This window comes from Streptomyces sp. NPDC107498 (assembly GCF_055582805.1).
In genome coordinates this window covers 278,008-293,239 of record NZ_JBVJPE010000009.1, presented here as the reverse complement: position 1 = coordinate 293,239, position 15,232 = coordinate 278,008, and the positions used below count along the sequence as shown (strand labels likewise).

12 protein-coding genes are annotated in these 15,232 nt (G+C 73.1%); 3 read left to right on the top strand and 9 right to left on the bottom strand.

Translation table 11 applies throughout. From position 1 onward, the window contains the following. Window positions 1-2: 2 nt before the first annotated feature. Window positions 3-944, bottom strand: a complete 942-nt coding sequence (locus ACZ66Z_RS18800; protein WP_469935249.1) for an ABC transporter substrate-binding protein — start codon at window positions 942-944, stop codon at window positions 3-5. A gap of 310 nt (window positions 945-1,254) precedes the next feature. On the opposite strand from ACZ66Z_RS18800, the gene ACZ66Z_RS18795 reads away from it, so the two are divergent. Next, a complete protein-coding gene (locus ACZ66Z_RS18795) occupies window positions 1,255-2,682 on the top strand; it encodes a hypothetical protein (protein WP_469935248.1) in 1,428 nt (475 codons plus the stop codon). Between the two features lie 101 nt (window positions 2,683-2,783). Here the strand turns inward: ACZ66Z_RS18795 and ACZ66Z_RS18790 are convergent, their stop codons facing one another. Further along, window positions 2,784-4,172, bottom strand: coding sequence for an aspartate ammonia-lyase (locus tag ACZ66Z_RS18790; RefSeq protein WP_469935247.1), 1,389 nt, complete (start codon window positions 4,170-4,172; stop codon window positions 2,784-2,786). Between the two features lie 332 nt (window positions 4,173-4,504). Here ACZ66Z_RS18790 and ACZ66Z_RS18785 point away from each other — a divergent pair, with 332 nt between their 5' ends. Next, window positions 4,505-5,875 carry an MFS transporter gene (locus tag ACZ66Z_RS18785; protein WP_469935246.1) on the top strand — a complete coding sequence of 457 codons (1,371 nt, stop codon included), beginning with the start codon at window positions 4,505-4,507 and terminating at the stop codon, window positions 5,873-5,875. 61 nt (window positions 5,876-5,936) lie between these two features. On the opposite strand, the gene ACZ66Z_RS18780 is transcribed toward ACZ66Z_RS18785, so the two are convergent. The 6 genes from ACZ66Z_RS18780 to ACZ66Z_RS18755 form a co-directional block, all read right to left on the bottom strand. Further along, window positions 5,937-7,832 carry a helix-turn-helix domain-containing protein gene (locus tag ACZ66Z_RS18780; RefSeq protein WP_469935245.1) on the bottom strand — a complete coding sequence of 632 codons (1,896 nt, stop codon included), beginning with the start codon at window positions 7,830-7,832 and terminating at the stop codon, window positions 5,937-5,939. A 68-nt stretch (window positions 7,833-7,900) separates the two neighbouring features. Next, the gene (locus ACZ66Z_RS18775; protein WP_469935244.1) at window positions 7,901-8,740 is read right to left on the bottom strand and encodes a 3-hydroxybutyrate dehydrogenase; all 840 of its coding nucleotides are present in this window, start codon (window positions 8,738-8,740) and stop codon (window positions 7,901-7,903) included. 56 nt (window positions 8,741-8,796) lie between these two features. Continuing rightward, window positions 8,797-9,279 carry an NUDIX hydrolase gene (locus tag ACZ66Z_RS18770; protein ID WP_469935243.1) on the bottom strand — a complete coding sequence of 161 codons (483 nt, stop codon included), beginning with the start codon at window positions 9,277-9,279 and terminating at the stop codon, window positions 8,797-8,799. 91 nt (window positions 9,280-9,370) lie between these two features. Continuing rightward, window positions 9,371-10,969 carry an apolipoprotein N-acyltransferase gene (gene lnt / locus ACZ66Z_RS18765; protein WP_469935242.1) on the bottom strand — a complete coding sequence of 533 codons (1,599 nt, stop codon included), beginning with the start codon at window positions 10,967-10,969 and terminating at the stop codon, window positions 9,371-9,373. A 133-nt stretch (window positions 10,970-11,102) separates the two neighbouring features. Further along, window positions 11,103-11,675 (bottom strand): hypothetical protein, encoded by a 573-nt coding sequence (locus ACZ66Z_RS18760; protein WP_469935241.1) that lies wholly within the window; start codon window positions 11,673-11,675, stop codon window positions 11,103-11,105. 214 nt (window positions 11,676-11,889) lie between these two features. After that, window positions 11,890-12,684: a glutamate racemase gene (locus ACZ66Z_RS18755; protein ID WP_469935240.1), complete on the bottom strand. Its 795-nt coding sequence runs from the start codon at window positions 12,682-12,684 to the stop codon at window positions 11,890-11,892. Between the two features lie 58 nt (window positions 12,685-12,742). Between ACZ66Z_RS18755 and ACZ66Z_RS18750 the strand changes: the two genes are divergently transcribed. Further along, window positions 12,743-13,921, top strand: a complete 1,179-nt coding sequence (locus tag ACZ66Z_RS18750) for a glycosyltransferase (RefSeq protein ID WP_469935239.1) — start codon at window positions 12,743-12,745, stop codon at window positions 13,919-13,921. A gap of 204 nt (window positions 13,922-14,125) precedes the next feature. Here ACZ66Z_RS18750 and ACZ66Z_RS18745 read toward each other — a convergent pair whose 3' ends face one another. Continuing rightward, window positions 14,126-14,926 carry a DeoR/GlpR family DNA-binding transcription regulator gene (locus ACZ66Z_RS18745; RefSeq protein ID WP_469935237.1) on the bottom strand — a complete coding sequence of 267 codons (801 nt, stop codon included), beginning with the start codon at window positions 14,924-14,926 and terminating at the stop codon, window positions 14,126-14,128. Window positions 14,927-15,232: the final 306 nt, after the last annotated feature.

Below are 15,232 nucleotides of genomic sequence, written 5' to 3'. Positions count from 1 at the left end.
GATCAGTCCACCGACGCGTTCTTGGTGGCTTCCTTCACCGCGATCGAGGCGACGCCGTACTTGTTGTAGATCTTGATGAGGGTGCCGTCGTCGATGAGGGCCTGGAGGGCCTTCTGCACCGCGTCCGTCAGCTCGGGCAGCTGCTTGCTGATCGCGATGCCGTTGGGCGAGGCGTTGTAGCCGCCGGGCGCGGCCGGGTCCTCGACCAGGTCGAAGGCCTTGCCGGAGTCGGCGGTCTTGGCGACCCAGCCGGCGGCGGGCTTGGTCAGGACCTGGGCGACGACCTTGCCGGAGCGCAGGGCGAGCTGGGCGTCGGAGTCCTTGGGGAAGGTCTGGATGTCGATCTTCCCCTTGCCCGCCTTGCCGCAGGCGTCCTGATGGGACGTGAGCAGGTCGAGCTGGTTGGTGGCGGCCTGCACGGCGACCTTCAGGCCGCACAGGTCGTCCAGCTTCTCGATCTTGGAGGGGTTGCCGTCGCCGACGATGATGCCGGAGCCGGACTGGGAGTAGTCGACGAAGTCGACGACCTTCTGCCGGTCCTCGTTGTCCGTGATGGCCGACATCGCCACGTCGAACTTGCCGGCCTGGATGGCCGGGACGATCCCGTCGAACTTCTGCGGAGCGAAGGCGAAGGTCACGCCCAGCTTGGCGCCCAGCGCCTGGCCGAGGTCGTGGTCCAGCCCGGTCAGATCGGTCTCCCCCTCCTTCACGTACATCTCGAAGGGCGGGTACGGGACGTCCGTGGCGACGCGCACCTCGCCGGCCTTCTTGATCTTCTCGGGGAGCAAGTCGTGCAGCTTCTGGTCCTTCACGACCTCCACACCGGCGATGACGGCCTTGCCGGGCCGGGCGGCGGCGTCATCGTCGCCGCAGGCGGACAGGGAGGCGAGCATCATCGCCGCGGCAGCGGCGGCCGCTGCGGGGCGTGCGATACGAGCGTTCATCGCGTGGAACCTCTCGGTGGTTTTCTGCCGACGGAATCTGGCCGCCAGACACAGCAGAGAAGTTACATACGAACGCGATCATTGGCTAGATGTATGTCTCATTACGTTCACATAACACGGCCCGCGCGACTCCAACGAAGCCAATTTTGACCACTTTGCCCCCATAGTTTCGGGGTGTGAAAGATCTTCACGGGCCGAAACGGCCTTACATCTTCCTACGGTGTCTCGTTACTTGTATGTTCCGCTACCAACCGCCACCCCCTCAGCGGGTCGCTGCGGAATCGATCAATCCCTTTTTCTTGGAGCGCAGATGCCACTCCGTTCACTCAAGTTCACTTCGGCCGCCGTCGTACTCACCGCGACGGCCACGGTGCTGATCGCGCATCAGCCGGCCCAAGCGGCGGCCACCAGGATCCGGCTCGGCAGCACGTCCGACGTCAGCAGAAGCACGTGGAACGGCCCGGCGTTCACCATGAACGGCGCCGGCGGCATCGTCACCGCCTCGATGGCCCGGGCCGTCGACGACATCCGGGGCGGCACGGGATCCCTCGACGTCGTCGTCCTGGCAGGCTCGGCGCCGACCTCGGGGAGCAAGACGCCCGAGTGCGACACCATCACCGGACTGACCGGGGTCAACTCCTGTACGACGTGGACGCTCACGGCGGCGAACGACGGCAACAACAGCCAGGTCAACACCGACGTCCGCAACGCCGAGTTCGTCTACTTCGCCGGCGGCGACCAGTGCCGGTACGCCGCGTGGAAGGGAACCGCGCTGGAGGCCTCCGTCGAGTCGGTCGTGGCCAAGGGCGGCGGTTCCGGCGGCGGCAGCGCGGGACACCACATCAACAGCCCGATCGTCTACGACGCGTGCAACGGCAGCGTCACCAGCGCCGAGGCGCTCGCCAACCCCTACGACCGGTACGTCAGCTTCACCACCGGCATGTTCGAGTGGGCGAACTACGGTTCCGTCATCAACGACTCGCACTTCGTGACCCGCGACCGCATGGGCCGCACCATGTCCTTCCTCGCCCGCGCGGTGAAGGACGGCCTCGCGCCGGGGGGCGCCGCCTGGGGCGTCGGGGTGGAGGAGGGCGGCGGCTCGCTGTACCTCGACCGCAACGGCACGGCGACCCAGTACGGCAAGGACGCCTATGTCGTCCTCGCCGACCACCAGCCGGAACAGGCCGTCGACCGGAAACCGCTGACCTACTCGGGCTTCAAGATCTGGCGCCTGACGCCCGGCTCGACCTTCGACTTCAAGAACCGCCCCACCTGCGGCTACTACCTCCGCAGCGTCACCAACGGCGTCGCCGACCCCAACCTCTACAGCGGCACTCCGGTGACCGACTGCGGCAGCCGGGGCGGCGGGAGCACGCTCGCCGAGAGCGAGCCGAACGACACCCTCGCCACGGCCGACGACGCCACCGCCCTGCCCTCCCCCGGCACCCTGACCGGCAGCATGCAGCCGGCCGGTGACCGCGACCACTTCAAGCTGGCCCTGTCCTCGGGCCAGACGGCCTCCGTGAACTGCGCCGTCCCCTCCGCCTACGACGCCGACCTGTACTGGTTCGACACGAACGGCAGCACCCTGACCCGTTCCGTCACCAACGGCGCCGGCGCCGACGAGTCCCTGTCCTTCACCAGGACCGCCTCCGGAACGGGCACCTACCACCTCGACGTGGAGGCCTACAGCGGATCCGGAACCGCGTCCTACGACTGCACCGTGACGAAGAGCTGATCCGGTCCGTACGACGGGCGTCCGGCCCGCGTGCGCGGTCCGGACGCCCGTTCCCCGGCGCACTCGACGCTTCCGAGCGACCTGCACGCGGGCCGGGCGGCTCAATTCGGCCGGGCGAGCCGCAACGGGTCGAGCAGCACCGCGAGTTCTCCCTCGGGGATCAGCCCGTCGCGAGCCGCCAGCTCCCGGACGGGCAGGCCGGTCGCCTGGCACCGGCGGGCCAGGGCCGTCGCCCGCTGGTAGCCGATGACCGGGTTGAGGGCCGTGGCGAGACCCGAACTGCTCTCCACGAGGACCGACAGGCGCTCCTCGTCGGCCTCGATGCCTCCGACACAGCGCTCGGCGAGCAGCACGCAGGCGGCGTTCAGCCGGTTGGCCGAGTTGAGCAGGTGGTGGACGATCAAGGGCTCGAAGGCGTTCAGCTGGAGCTGCCCCGCCTGGGCCGCCGCGCAGACGGCGGCGTCCGCCCCCACGACGTCGAAGCAGACCTGGTTGACCGCCTCGGGAACGACGGGGTTGACCTTGCCCGGCATGATGCTCGACCCCGCCTGCAGCTCCGGCAGCCTGATCTCGCCCAGCCCGGCGCGAGGGCCCGAGGCCAGGAGTCTGAGGTCGTTGCAGATCTTCGAGAGACGCAGGGCGAACTGCCTCAGGGCGCCGGAGAGCCGGATGAACCCGCCCACCCCCTGCGTGCTCTCCACCAGGTCACGGGCGGGTCTGACCGGTGCGGACGAGACGGCGGCGAGGTGGGTCACGGCCAGAGCCGCGAACCCGGCGTCGGCGTTGAGCCCGGTGCCGATGGCCGTTCCCCCCAGGTTGACCTCCAGCAGGCCCTCGGAGGCGAGGCGGACGAGCTCGGCGTCGTCGCGCACGGTGAGGGCGAACGCGTCGAACTCCTGCCCCAGCGTCATGGGCACGGCGTCCTGCAACTGGGTACGGCCGAGCTTGACGGTCTTGGCGAAGGCCCCTCCCCGCTCGGCGAAGGCGTTGCGCAGCACGGACATGGCGTCCAGCAGCCGCCCGGCGGCGGCGTACAGAGCGAGCTTGGCGGCCGTGGGGTACACGTCGTTGGTGCTCTGGGACCGGTTCACGTCGTCATGGGGATGGAGGTGTGCGTAACTCCCGCGCGCGTGCCCCAGGAGCTCGAGCGCACGGTTGGCGATGACCTCGTTGGCGTTCATGTTCGCCGATGTGCCCGCACCGCCCTGGAAGACGTCCACGACGAACTGGTCGTGGAGGCGCCCCTCACGGATCTCCCGGCATGCGCCCGCGATCGCCCTGCCCCGCTCCTCGGGAAGCGTCCCCAGGTCCAGATGGGCCAGCGCGGCCGCCTCCTTCACGGCGGCGAGAGCCACGACGAGTTCGGGATGCGACGAAAGGGGGATCCCCGTGAGCGGGAAGTTCTCCCGCGCGCGCAGGGTGTGGATGCCCCAGTAGACCTCGGGCCCTATCTCTCTCCCGCCGATCAGATCGTGCTCCTCGCGCTGCATGCCGGCCCCTTAGCCCTCGATGATCGGTTCTCGCCGAACCGAGGCAAGTATCATTCATTACAAGAATGCCATGCAAGACCACAAAGGAATCTTACGTTACGTGACCGACGGGGCCCCGGGAGGCGGCCGCGTCATCCCCGATCAGCGCGACGCGCACAGGCGTTCATCCGGCCGCTCCGCAGGGGCCGGTGAGGCCTCGGAGGAGAGCCATGGCGGCCGGGCGCATGCAGAAGCAGCGAACTATGGTGTCCCGCCACATACGCCCCTGACCTGCTGCTTCCTACGGTGTGGCGACACCGAAACGTCCCCGTACCTGCCTGGAAGTGGTGCACATGGCCGCCGCAACAACCGCTCCCACACCCCCCGGTTCCCTCAAGCGCATCGTCGCCGCCAGCCTCATCGGCACCACCATCGAGTGGTACGACTTCTTCCTCTACGGGTCGGCTGCGGCGCTGGTGTTCAACAAGCTGTTCTTCCCCGAGTCCGACCCGTTGGTCGGGACGCTGCTCTCGTTCCTGACCTACGCGGTCGGGTTCGCCGCACGGCCGCTCGGCGCGCTCGTCTTCGGGCACTACGGGGACCGGCTCGGGCGGAAGAAGCTGCTGGTCCTGAGCCTGCTCATGATGGGCGGGGCCACCTTCGCCATCGGCCTCCTGCCGACGCACGCGGCCGTGGGATCCGCCGCTCCGGTGCTCCTCACGGCGCTGCGGCTCGTCCAGGGCTTCGCGCTCGGCGGCGAGTGGGGCGGGGCCGTCCTGCTCGTGTCCGAGCACGGCGACGCCGAGCGGCGCGGGTTCTGGGCCTCCTGGCCGCAGACCGGGGCGCCCGCCGGCCAACTGCTCGCGACCGGTGTGCTGTCCGCGCTGACCGCGCTGCTCTCGGACGCCTCCTTCGCCTCCTGGGGCTGGCGCGTCCCCTTCCTGCTCTCCGGCGTCCTGGTGGTCGTCGGCCTGTGGATCCGGCTCTCCGTCGACGAGTCGCCGGTCTTCAAGGCGGCGCTCGCCGCCGCCGAGGAGCGCAGGGCGGCCGCCGGGCAGGAGGTCGAGAAGATGCCGCTGGTCGCGGTCCTCAAGCACCACTGGCGGGACGTGCTGATCGCGATGGGCGCCCGCATGGCGGAGAACATCTCGTACTACGTCATCACCGCGTTCATCCTCGTGTACGCGACCACGCAGGTCGGCCTGAGCAAGCAGACCGCGCTGAACGCCGTCCTCATCGCCTCCGCCGTCCACTTCGCCGTCATCCCCGCCTGGGGCGCGCTCTCCGACCGCATCGGCCGCCGCCCGGTCTACCTGATCGGCGCGGTCGGCGTCGGCGCCTGGATGTTCCCGTTCTTCCTGCTGATCGACCAGGGCGGCTTCGGCTCCCTGCTGCTCGCCGTCACGGTCGGTCTGGTCCTGCACGGGGCGATGTACGCCCCGCAGGCGGCCTTCTTCTCCGAGATGTTCGCGACCCGGATGCGCTACTCCGGCGCCTCCATCGGCGCCCAGTTCTCCTCCGTGGCCGCCGGCGCCCCCGCGCCGCTCATCGCGACCGCGCTCCTCGCCGACTACGGCAGCTCGACCCCGATCGCCCTGTACGTGATCGCCGCCGCGCTGCTCACCGTCGTCGCGATCGCCGCCGCCCGGGAGACCCGCGACCGGGACCTCGGGGAGATCGACGACCGCAGCCCCGAGGAGGCCCGGGTCCGCGCCGACGCCTGAGCCCGGGTCACGAAGGCTCCGTGCCCCGCCCGGATCGGGCGGGGCACGGAGCCTTCGTGCGTCACCTGCCCGCGACCGCGTCCGACAGGGCGTGCAGGCGCAGGGCGAGCTGGATCTCCAGGGCGCGGGCCGGGCACTGCCAGTCGGGGCCGAGCAGCCGGCCGACGCGCTCCAGGCGCTGGGCCACCGTGTTGACGTGGACGTGGAGTTCGTCCTTGGTGCGGGCCGGGCTCATGCCGCTGGCGAAGTAGGCGTCCAGGGTGCGGACCAGTTCGGTGCCGCGCCGCCGGTCGTACGCGACGACCTGGCCGATCGTCCGGCCCACGAAGCCGTCGACGTCCCGGCCGTCGGCGAGGAGCAGGCCGAGGAAGCCGAGGTCCTCGGCGGCCGCGCCCTGCCCCGAGCGGTGCAGCAGGACGAGCGCGTCCAGACAGCGGCGGGCCTCCTGGTACGCGACGGCCACCTGGTCCGGGCGGTCGAGGAGCGTCCGCACGGGCGCGGAGGCGCCGACGGTGACCGGCTCGCGCAGGGTGCCGCCGAGGCTCCGGGCGGTCTGGCGGGCGAGGTCGGCGGCGCTCTCCCCGGAGCCGAGGGGCAGCAGGAGGACCGTCCCGCCGTCGCGGGCCGAGGCGAGCCCGTGCCGGGTGGCGGCCAGGTGCGAGGCGGCCGACCACAGACGCTGGCGGTCGGCGCTCTCGCGGCCTCCGGCGTCGGCTTCGGCGGTGTCGCCGGCGGCCCGGTCGATGCGGGCGGCGAGCACGACGTGCGGTGCCTCGCTGTCCGTGCGGAGCCGGGCGGCGCGCTCGCGGAGCAGTCGGCGGTCCCGGTCGGGGGCGTCGAGGAGGTCGTCGAGGAGTTCGCCGCGCACCCGCTGCTCGGCCTCGCCCGCCGAGCGGCGGGCGAGCAGCAGCAGGGAGGTGACGAGGGCGGCGCGCTCCAGGGTGCGCTGGTCGACGGGGTCGAGGTCGGGCTGGCCGTGCAGCACGAGGGCGCCCAGGGTCTCGCCGCCGGCCGACACGGCCGCCACCCAGTCGTCGCCCTCGCGGACCGCGTGGCCCCCGGCGAGGCGGGCGGAGCCGGCGCCCGCCTCGGTGAACTCGACGGTGCCGCCGAGGACCTCGGAGACGGCGTCGGCGACGTCGTGGACGCCGCCGCCGTGCAGGACCAGTTCGGAGAGCCGGTCGTGGACCTCGGAGGCCCGCTCGATGACACCGCTGTGCTCGCGGATGATGTCGTTGGCCCGCTCCAGCTCGGCGAGGGCCGAGCGGGTCTCGGCGAGCAGGTTGGCGGTGTCGATGGCGACGGCGGCGTGCGCGGCGAAGGAGCCGAGCAGCGCCACCTGTTCGCGCTCGAAGACCCTCGCCCTGCGGTCGGCGGCGAACAGCACGCCGATGACCTGGCTGCCCAGGCTGAGCGGCACGCCGAGGATGGCGACGAGGCCCTCGTCGCGCACCGCCGCGTCGATGGTGCGCGTGTGCTGGAAGCGCGGGTCCTCGAAGTAGTCCTCCGTGACGTACGGGCGGGCGGTCTGGGCGACGAGGCCGCCGAGCCCCTCGCCCATGCCCAGCCGGACCTGCTGGAACCGGGCGGAGACCGAGCCCTCGGTGACCCGCATGTACGTGTCGCCGGCGGTCGGGTCGTTGAGGCTGAGGTAGGCGACCTCGGTGCCGAGGAGCGAGCGGGCGCGCTGCACGATGGCGCGCAGCACCGCGTCGAGGTCGCGGAGTCCCGCGAGGTCGTGGGCGGTGGCGAAGAGGGCGGAGAGCTCCGCCTCGCGGCGCCGCCGCCCTTCCAGCTCGGCCCGGACCCGCAGCGCGAGCTGCTTGGCCTCCTCCAGCTCGGCCAGCGCCTCGGGGCCCGCGCCGCTCGCACGGGCGAGCAGCACGGGCCGGTCGTAGGCCTCCGCCGCTGCTCCCCGGGCGAGGAGTTCCAGGTAGGCGACGTGTTCGTGGGACATGGACACAGGAATACCTGCCGTACGTGTGGTCGCACCACCCCTGTGGACGAGCCGCACAGGGGTCCGCCTCAGTGGGCGGTCCAGCCGCCGTCGAGGGTGAGGGAGGTGCCGGTGATGAACGAGGCCTGCGGGGTGCAGAGGTAGAGGACGGCCTCGGCGACCTCCTCCGGTTCGACGAGCCGCTTGAGCGCCGAGTCCTTGAGGAGGACCTCGGCGAGGACGCGCTCCGGCGGAATGCCGTGGGCGGCGGCCTGGTCGGCGATCTGCCGTTCGACGAGCGGGGTGCGGACGTAGCCGGGGTTGACGCAGTTGGAGGTGACCCCGTGCGGGGCGCCTTCGAGGGCGGCGGTCTTGGAGAGGCCCTCCAGGCCGTGTTTGGCGGCCACGTAGGCGGACTTGAAGGCGGAGGCGCGCAGTCCGTGGACGGAGGAGAGGTTCACGATCCGCCCCCACCCCTGGCCGTACATGTGGGGCAGGGCGCCCCGGATGAGCCGGAAGGGCGCCTCCAGCATCACGGTGAGCACGGTGTGGAAGACGTCCGGCGGGAACTCCTCGATGGGGCGCACCAGCTGGATCCCGGCGTTGTTGACGAGGATGTCGGTGCCGGCGGCCACCGCCTCGGCGGCGTCCAGGTCGGTCAGGTCGAGGAGCCGCGGTTCGAGGTCGCCGGGGAGCGCGCCGGCCTCCTCGGCCAGGGTCCGGAGGCCCTCGGCGGCCCGGTCGACGGCTCTGACCCGGGCCCCGGCGGCGGCGAGCCGCAGCGCGCAGGCCCGCCCGATGCCGCCGGCCGCGCCGGTGACGAGCGCGGTGCGGCCGGTGAGGTCGAGGGCGAGGCCCGCGGCGCGGGGCAGGGGCGAGGCGACGTCGGCACCGGGCTCGGTGCCGGGGACGGTGAGGGGGGCGCTCATGTTCCGCACCCTATGAACGGGCCCCTCCCCCCACCGATGTGTGCCGGGCCCACAGTTCAGCTGGTTGCTGTGGTGCGGAACCATGTGGGTTCATCGGCGAGCGCCTTCTCGATCCGCAGGTACGAGAAACGCCTCATCTCCGGCAGCTCGTCCGTCCCGAACCAGCCGACCTCGGTCGACTCCTCGTCGTTGACCCGCGCCTCGCCCCCGACCGCCCGGCAGCGGAACGAGACGTCCATGTACTGGCAGATGTCGCCGTTCGAGTAGACGACGGGCTTGCGGAGGGTCTCCACGAGCACGACCCGCTCGGGCACACAGCGCACCGCGGTCTCCTCGAACACCTCGCGCACCGCGCAGTCGGCGGGCTGCTCCCCCGGGTCGACGATGCCGCCGATGACCGCCCACAGACCGTTGTCGGCCCGCTTGCCGAGCAGGACGCGGCCCCGGTCGTCGAAGACGACGGCGCTGACGCCCGGCAGGAAGAGCAGCTGGTGGCCGGCCGTCTCGCGCAGTTCGCGGATGAAGTCAGGAGTGCCCATGCCCCGACCCTAGATCACCTACGGATCGGGGCGGGGCCCGAGGCCGGACCCCCTCGGGGCCCGGGCCCGGGCCCGGGCCAGGGATCCGGGGTCAGGCCGTCGGGGCCCGGCGGGCGCGCACCGCGCGGGCGCCGGCCCAGCCGAGACCGGCCGCCGCGAGCACCGCGAGCAGGGCCTCGGGCAGGGTGCCCAGGCGGGTCGCGGGGGTCTGCGAGGAGCGCAGCGGCACCTTCTCGACGAGGACGTCCGGGGTGAACATCCTGGTCTGCGCGACGATCTCGCCGTCGGGGCGGATGATCGCGCTGACGCCGCTGGTCACGGGCACGACGACCGACCGGCTGTGCTCGACCGCGCGCACCCGGCTCATCGCGAGCTGCTGGTAGGTCATCTCGCTGCGGCCGAAGGTGGCGTTGTTGCTGGGGACGGAGATCAGCCGGGCGCCGTGGGTGACGGTGTCGCGCACGGCCCAGTCGAAGGCCGCCTCGTAACAGGTCGCCAGGCCCACCTTCGTACCGGCGAGGTCGAAGACGCCGACCTTCGTACCGGCGCCGAAGTCACGGCTGACCCGGTCGACGTTGCTGTTGAAGAGCCGGACGAAGGGGCGCATCGGGATGTACTCGCCGAAGGGCTGGACGTGCCGCTTGTCGTACGTGGCGACGGGGCCGCGCTCGGGGTCCCACTGGATGAGCGTGTTGCGGAGCTTGCCGGTCTCGGGGGTGACGACGGCGCCGATCACGGTGGGCACGCCGATCGCCTTGACGGCGCCGTCGATGACGTCGGCCGCGTCGGCGTTCGCGTACGGGTCGATGTCGGAGGAGTTCTCCGGCCACAGCACGAAGTCGGGCTGCGGCTCGCGGCCCTCCTCGACCGCCCGGGCGAGCTCGCGCGTGCGGGCCACGTGGTTGTCGAGGACGGCCCGCCGCTGGGAGTTGAAGTCCAGGCCCAGGCGGGGCACGTTGCCCTGGACGGCCGCGACGGTGGCGGTGCCGTCCTCGGCGGAGTCGTCGACGAGCGGCAGCGCGGCGAGGGCGCCGGTGACCGGGAGGAGGACCGCGAGCGCCGCGGCGGCGAGCGGGCCGCGCGGGACGGCGCCGGTGGTCCGGTACGCCTGGAACCGTCGGCACGCCTCGTACAGGCCGAAGCCGCACAGGGCGACCGCGAAGCCGAGCACCGGGGTGCCGCCGACGGCGGCGAGCGGCAGGAAGACCCCGTCCGCCTGGCCGAAGGCGACCTTGCCCCAGGGGAAGCCGCCGAAGGGCACGCGCGCGCGTGCCCCCTCCGCGAGGATCCACACCCCGGCCGCGAAGAAGGGCCACCAGGGAAGCCTGGAGACGGCCGCGACGCCGAGACCGGCGGCGGCGACGAAGAGCGCCTCGACGGCGGCGAGGGCCAGCCACGGACCGGCGCCGACCTCCTCGCCGGTCCACACGAGCAGCGGGAGCAGGAAGCCGAGCCCCGCGAGGTAGCCGAGGCCGAACCCGGCGCGGGGGCGGCGGCCCCGCAGGGTCCAGCCGAGCAGCGCGAAGGCGGGCAGCGCGAGCCACCACAGGGGGCGCGGGGGGAAGCTCAGGTAGAGCAGGAACCCGGACAGCAGAGCCGCCCCGGGCCGCGCGAACCGCCGCAGCCGGGCGCCCGGCGTAGGGGCGGTGTCGGGTCCGGACGCGTCGACGGGGGTGATGGTGGCGCTCACCCAGCGGAGTCTACGGGGCGTTCCCGCCCCTCAGGAGGGCGGTACGGATCGGCCCGGGGGCCGTGTGACCGGCACGGGACCGCCCCTGGGGGCGTGACCGGCACGGGGCCGCTTCCCGGCGACGCGAGCCGGCTCACACGCCGGTCGCGGCGGGCGGGACCGGCGGGGCGGAGCGGCGGAGGTGGGCGCGGATGACACGGACCGCGGACTCGGCGTCGTCGACGGTCACCGTGAAGGTCAGTCCGTCGCCGAGGCGCAGGACCAGGCCCTCGCCCCTCCGGACGATCACGGCCGTGCCCTTCTCGGGCCGCCAGCGGTAGCCCCAGCCGCCCCACTGGCGCGGGGTGACGCTCGGCGCGAAGTCGGCCTCCACCACGTGGGCGAGCGGGATGCGGCGGCGCGGCACGCCGATGTGGCCGCAGCGGACCTCCATGGCGCGGTCGTCGACCTTCACGGCGACGTGGACGAAGGCGAGGGTGCCGAAGAGGACGAGCAGTCCGGCCGCGACGCAGCCGACCACCGCCATGAGGAGGGCGGCGATGCCGGAGGTCCACGGGGACTCGACGGCGATGGCGACGCCCAGGGCCATGCAGGCGGCACCGGCGACGGCGGCGACCCACTGGAAACGGTTGGTGGCACGACCGGTCCAGACGACGGGCATCAGCTCGTCGGCACGCGGGCTCCGGTCCCGGAAATGGTCCCTCATAAGGGGAGGGTACCGAGGACGACCGGGGGCGGCGCGCCGGAGCGCGCTCACGCGGTGACGCTCGGTGAAGGACGAGGGTGCTCGCCTGCGGAACACCGGACGGGGGCGGGGCCGTGCCGGGGGCCGGCGCGGGGATCCGTAAGGCAGCTCACAGCACGGGGCGGGACCTCGGCGCGGGACGGGGTTCCTCCGCGCAGGGAAAGGAGGGTCTCCCTCAGCGCGCCGCGGCCGTGGCCGCCAGGGTGCGGCCCTCCGCGTAGTCGAGGGCCTCGGCGGGAAGGGGGCCGGGGCGCCCGCTGAGCAGGACGGAGAGGGTGCCGGTGGGGTCCGCGTCGGGCGCGGGCTCGGCACCGATCCGGCGCAGGGCCTGGGCGACGACCGCGTCGGCGGAGCCGTGGAAGACGATCGGCGGCAGTCCGGCCCGGCGGTGGGGCTCCAGAGCGGCGAGGATCCGCTCCTCGACGAGTTCGTAGTGGGTGCAGCCGAGGACGACGGCGCGGACGTCGGTCGGGGTGAGCGCGGCCGCGGCGGCGACGGCGGCGTCCACCGCGTCCCGGTCGGCGTGCTCGACGGCGTCGGCGAGCCCCGGGCAGGGCACCTCGGTGACCTCGGCTCCGTCGGCGAAGTCGCGGATGAGTCCGCGCTGGTACGCGCTGCCGGTCGTGGCGGGGGTGGCCCAGATGGCGACCTTGCCGCCGCCCGCGGCGGCGGGCTTGATCGCGGGCACGGTGCCGATCACCGGGATGTCCGGTTCGAGCGCGGCGCGCACGGCCGGCAGGGCGTGCACGGTGGCGGTGTTGCAGGCCACGATGAGCGCCTGCGGGCGGTGCTCGGCGGCGGCGAGGGCGACGTCGAGGGCACGCCCCGTCAGGTCCTCGGGGGTGCGCGGGCCCCACGGCATGCCGTCGGGGTCGTTGGAGAGGAGGATGTCCGCGTCCGGCCGGAGCCGACGCACCGCGGCCGCCGCCGGGAGGAGGCCGATTCCGGAGTCCATGAGCGCGATCTTCACCCGGTCACCCTAGCCGATGAGCCGTTCATCCCCCGCGATCTGGGGCAGACTGCCGCGAATGAGCACCCTTGCCTGGTTCTCGACCGCCTCCCTGGCCGTCTGGTGCTGGCTGCTCCTCGGCCAGGGCTTCTTCTGGCGCACCGATCAACGGCTGCCGCGGGCGCGACGGCTTCCCCCGGAGCAATGGCCGAGGGTGGCCGTCGTGGTGCCGGCGCGGGACGAGGCGGAGGTGCTGCCGATGAGCCTGCCGTCCCTCCTCGCGCAGGACTATCCGGGGGTCGCGGAGGTCTTCCTCGTCGACGACGGCAGTACGGACGGGACGGGGAAGCTGGCCGTCGAGCTGGCCGCCCGGGACGGCGGGCTGCCGCTGACCGTCGTGTCGCCGGGAGAGCCGGAGCCGGGCTGGACGGGGAAGCTGTGGGCGCTGCGCCACGGGATGGCACTGGCACGCGCGCGTGGGCCGGAGTTCCTGCTGCTCACGGACGCGGACATCGCGCACGAGCCGGACAGTCTGCGGCGGCTGGTGGCGGCGGCCGTGGACGGCGGCCTGGACCTGGTGTCGCAGATGGCCCGGCTGCGGGTGGCGAGCGCGTGGGAGCGGCTGGTCGTTCCGGCGTTCGTCTACTTCTTCGCCCAGCTGTATCCCTTCCGCTGGATCAACCGGGCGCGCCCGCTGGCGACGGCCGCCGCGGGCGGCTGTGTGCTGCTGCGGACGGAGACGGCGGTGGCGGCGGGCGTGCCGGAGTCGATCCGGCAGGCGGTGATCGACGACGTGTCGCTGGCGCGGGCGGTGCGGCGGGCCGGGGGGCGGATCTGGCTGGGGCTGGCGGAGCGGGTCGACAGCGTCCGCCCGTATCCGGGGCTCGGCGAGCTGTGGCGGATGGTCGCGCGCAGCGCGTACGCGCAGCTGCGGCACAACCCGCTGCTGCTCGCGGGGACGGTCGCGGGTCTCGTGCTCGTCTATCTGGTGCCGCCGGCGGCCGTGGTGGCCGGCGTCGGGGGCGGGGACGCGGTGGCGGCGTGGACCGGCGGCGTCGCGTGGGCGGTGATGGCGGGGACGTACGTCCCGATGCTCCGCTACTACCGTCAGTCGCTGTGGCTCGCCCCGCTGCTGCCGTTCACCGCGTTCCTGTACCTCCTGATGACGGTGGACTCGGCGGTGCGGCACCACCGGGGCCGGGGCGCGGCGTGGAAGGGCCGGACGTACGCGCGCCCGGAGGCGGCACCGGACCGGTGAACGCCCCGGGTTCCGCGGCACCTTCACGGAGACGACCGGCCTCCGCCGCGCCGTCCGGGCGGGAGAGCGGGAGCTCCTCGGGCGCGGTGTCGCCCCGGGTCGGACGGGCCCGGTGGGCTCGGCCTCGGTGTCACCCCGGGACGGGCGGACCCGGTGGGCTCGGGCGGGTTCCGCCCGTGCCGCCCGGGGCCGCGGCGGGTGCTCTCAGACGGTGATCACTTCGATGCCGGCCTCGGTGAGCCTGGCCGCCATCTCCGGGGCGATCCCGGAGTCGGTGACGAGGGAGTCGATCCGGTCGAGGCCGCAGATCCTGGCGAAGGCGCGCTTGCCCATCTTGGTGGAGTCGGTCACCAGGACGACCCTGCGGGCGCGCTCCGCGAAGAGCCTGCTGATGCCGGCCTCGTCCTCCTGGTGCGTCATGACCCCCAGCTTCGGGTCCACGCCGTCGACGCCCAGGACCGCGACGTCCAGCACCACCTCGTTCAGCACTCCCGCCGTCAGCGGCCCCACCAGCTCATAGGTCTGCGGCCGGGCCACGCCACCGGTCACCACGATCTTGAACTGCGGGCGGACCGCCAGCTCGCCGGCGATGTTCAGCGCGTTGGTCACGACGGTGTACGAGGGGCCGGAGTGCCCCTCGACGGACTCGCCCGGACCTCCGCCCACCCGCAGCGCCAGCGCGCGGGCCACCTCGGTGGTCGTCGTCCCTCCGTTGAGGCCGATGACGTCCCCCACGCTCAGGAGGTCCGCCACGGCGCCGGCGATCCGCTGCTTCTCGGACGCCTGGCGGGAGGACTTGTAGCGCAACGGGAGCTCGTACGACACGCCGTGCGCGATCGCCCCGCCACGGGTGCGGACGAGGAGCCGCTGCTCGGCGAGCTCGTCGAGGTCCCGGCGGATGGTGGCGGGCGACACGTCGACGACGACCGCGGCCCGTTCCACGTCCAGCCTGCCCTCGACCGCCAGCAGTTCGAGCAATCTGCTCCACCGCTCCTGCTTGGACATGTGCCGCACCCTTCCTGCCCCTGAGACGCCCGAACCGCACGCCCGAGTCCTCGGCGGCAGGCCGTCCGGCAGGACCGTCGGACCGGCGAAGCATGCGCGAGGCCGATCGTAGCGCGACGCCGTCGAGCACCGCCGTGGACCGGTGGCCGCCTGCCCGGCCGGGGCCGGCGCGCGGGTCGACACGGGCCGTTCCGTGCTCCTGGGCCCGGGCGAGCAGACCGCCCGCCGCCTCCAGGACGCGTCGGTGGCAGTCGGGACCCGGCGCTTCCCGGTCGAGAAAACGACCCATGCGCGCGCTTCCCGAGC